Raw genomic sequence first — 1,840 nt, 5'->3', positions numbered from 1 at the left:
GCACACCACCGGGCTCCTGCTCCGCCAGCGCCACCAGCAGCGTCAGGACGTGGTTGCGGTCCACCGTACCCAGCATGGCGTTCACCGCCTCACTGCTGAGTTGCTCACTGCCGAAAGCGATCGCCTGATCCGTCAGGCTCAACGCATCGCGCATGGAACCCTGAGCCGCTTTACCCAACGACAGCAGCGCCGGCTCTTCGTAGCGAATCATTTCCTTGTCGAGCAAGGCTTTCAGATGCCCGGCAATCTGCTCGGCCGGCAACGCCTTGAGGCTGAACTGCAAACAGCGTGACAGCACGGTCACCGGCAGTTTTTGCGGATCAGTGGTAGCCAGCAGGAATTTCACATGGGGAGGCGGTTCTTCCAGGGTTTTCAGCAACGCATTGAACGAATGCGCCGAGAGCATGTGCACCTCATCGATCAGGTACACCTTGTAGCGGCCCCGGGTCGGTGCGTACTGCACGTTGTCGAGCAATTCGCGAGTGTCTTCCACCTTGGTACGGCTGGCCGCATCCACTTCGATCAGATCCACGAAGCGCCCGTCGGTAATTTCCTGACAGGTAGGGCATACGCCGCAAGGGCGGGCACTGACACCCTGCTCACAGTTCAGGCAGCGGGACAGAATACGGGCAATGGTGGTTTTCCCCACCCCGCGTGTACCGGTGAACAGGTAGGCATGGTGCAGCCGATCCTGATCCAGGGCATGCATCAGGGCCCGTGAAACGTGCTCCTGCCCCACCAGTTCATCAAAGGTACGGGGGCGGTATTTACGGGCAAGGACCTGATAACTCATAGCACTCCAGCGGCAATCATGGCCACCAATACAAAGGGATTGGAATCAGAGCGCTTATGCTATCGAAGTTCCCGGGGGGAGGACAGTGGGAGAAGCGTGTTACGTGAAAGCGAGCGGCATGTAGCGGAGAGATTAGAGCGGTCTTCCCGCCAGCCGCACCCCGGCACACAAGTCCACTGCTACCGTTGCTCCCTTCCGGGCCTGGCGGGGTTCGCAGCTTATCGTTGCGGGGGGACCGACGGGTCGACCATAACGCGCTTCGGGCATGGCAGCCGCGAAACGAGCGCGCATTGTGGCGAATGCCTCACGCTATTGCAAGAGGACCGCAGGGCATGGGCAATCAGCTGGCTAAACCTTGAACAGGCTGGCTCCGCACGGGGCACAGGGCTACACTCAAAGTGACTGGGCAGGACGGCGAAAGCGCCTGCCCAGCCCATCCGCGGACAGGGAGGCACCATGAACAACAGTCCCGCTATTCGCATTGCCATCAATGGCTTCGGCCGCATCGGCCGTTGCCTGGTTCGGGCTCTCAGTGAACACCCGGCACGGGAGCATTTTGAACTGGTCGCCATCAATGACCTGGCCGATTTCAAGGTGCTTGCCCACCTGCTTGCCTTCGACACCACCCACGGCCGCTGGCCCTATTCCGTGCATTATGACGGCGACGCCATGGAGATTGATGGCCGCCGGGTACCCTGCTACGCCACCACCGATCTGGACCAGTTACCCTGGGGCGAGCACGCGGTGGATCTGGTGCTGGAGTGTAGCGGTCGCTACAAGCAGCGCGCACAGCTCCAGGGCCACCTGGACGCTGGCGCCCGCCGCGTGCTGGTGAGCTACCCGGTGGACGATGCCGACGCCATGGTGGTTTACGGGGTTAACCACGGCCTGCTTGATGATAGCCAGCAGATCGTTTCCAACGCTTCCTGCACCACCAACTGCCTGGCGCCATTGGTGGATGTGCTCGACCGAGCTTTCACCGTGAAACAGGGGCTGATGACCACCATCCACAGCTACACCAATGACCAGAACCTGGTGGACAAGGCC

Annotated in this window: 2 protein-coding genes and 1 other RNA gene; 1 reads left to right on the top strand and 2 read right to left on the bottom strand. The window is 61.1% G+C overall.

Annotation, left to right across the window (positions count from 1 at the left end):
* Together dnaX and ffs are read right to left on the bottom strand one after the other, a co-directional pair.
* Window positions 1-793 (bottom strand): DNA polymerase III subunit gamma/tau (gene dnaX, locus A3730_RS02320; protein ID WP_063537397.1); only part of this gene is annotated, 793 nt, incomplete at its 3' end.
* A gap of 144 nt (window positions 794-937) precedes the next feature.
* An RNA gene (gene ffs, locus A3730_RS02315) (signal recognition particle sRNA small type) lies at window positions 938-1,034 on the bottom strand.
* Between the two features lie 215 nt (window positions 1,035-1,249).
* On the opposite strand from ffs, the gene A3730_RS02310 reads away from it, so the two are divergent.
* Window positions 1,250-1,840, top strand: a 591-nt coding sequence (locus A3730_RS02310) for a type I glyceraldehyde-3-phosphate dehydrogenase (RefSeq protein WP_197477233.1), incomplete at its 3' end; no start/stop codon positions are given.

The sequence above is a fragment of the Alcanivorax sp. HI0044 genome, assembly GCF_001634945.1.
The sequence above is the reverse complement of the archived record's forward strand: the minus strand, read 5'-3'. Positions and strand labels throughout refer to the sequence as shown.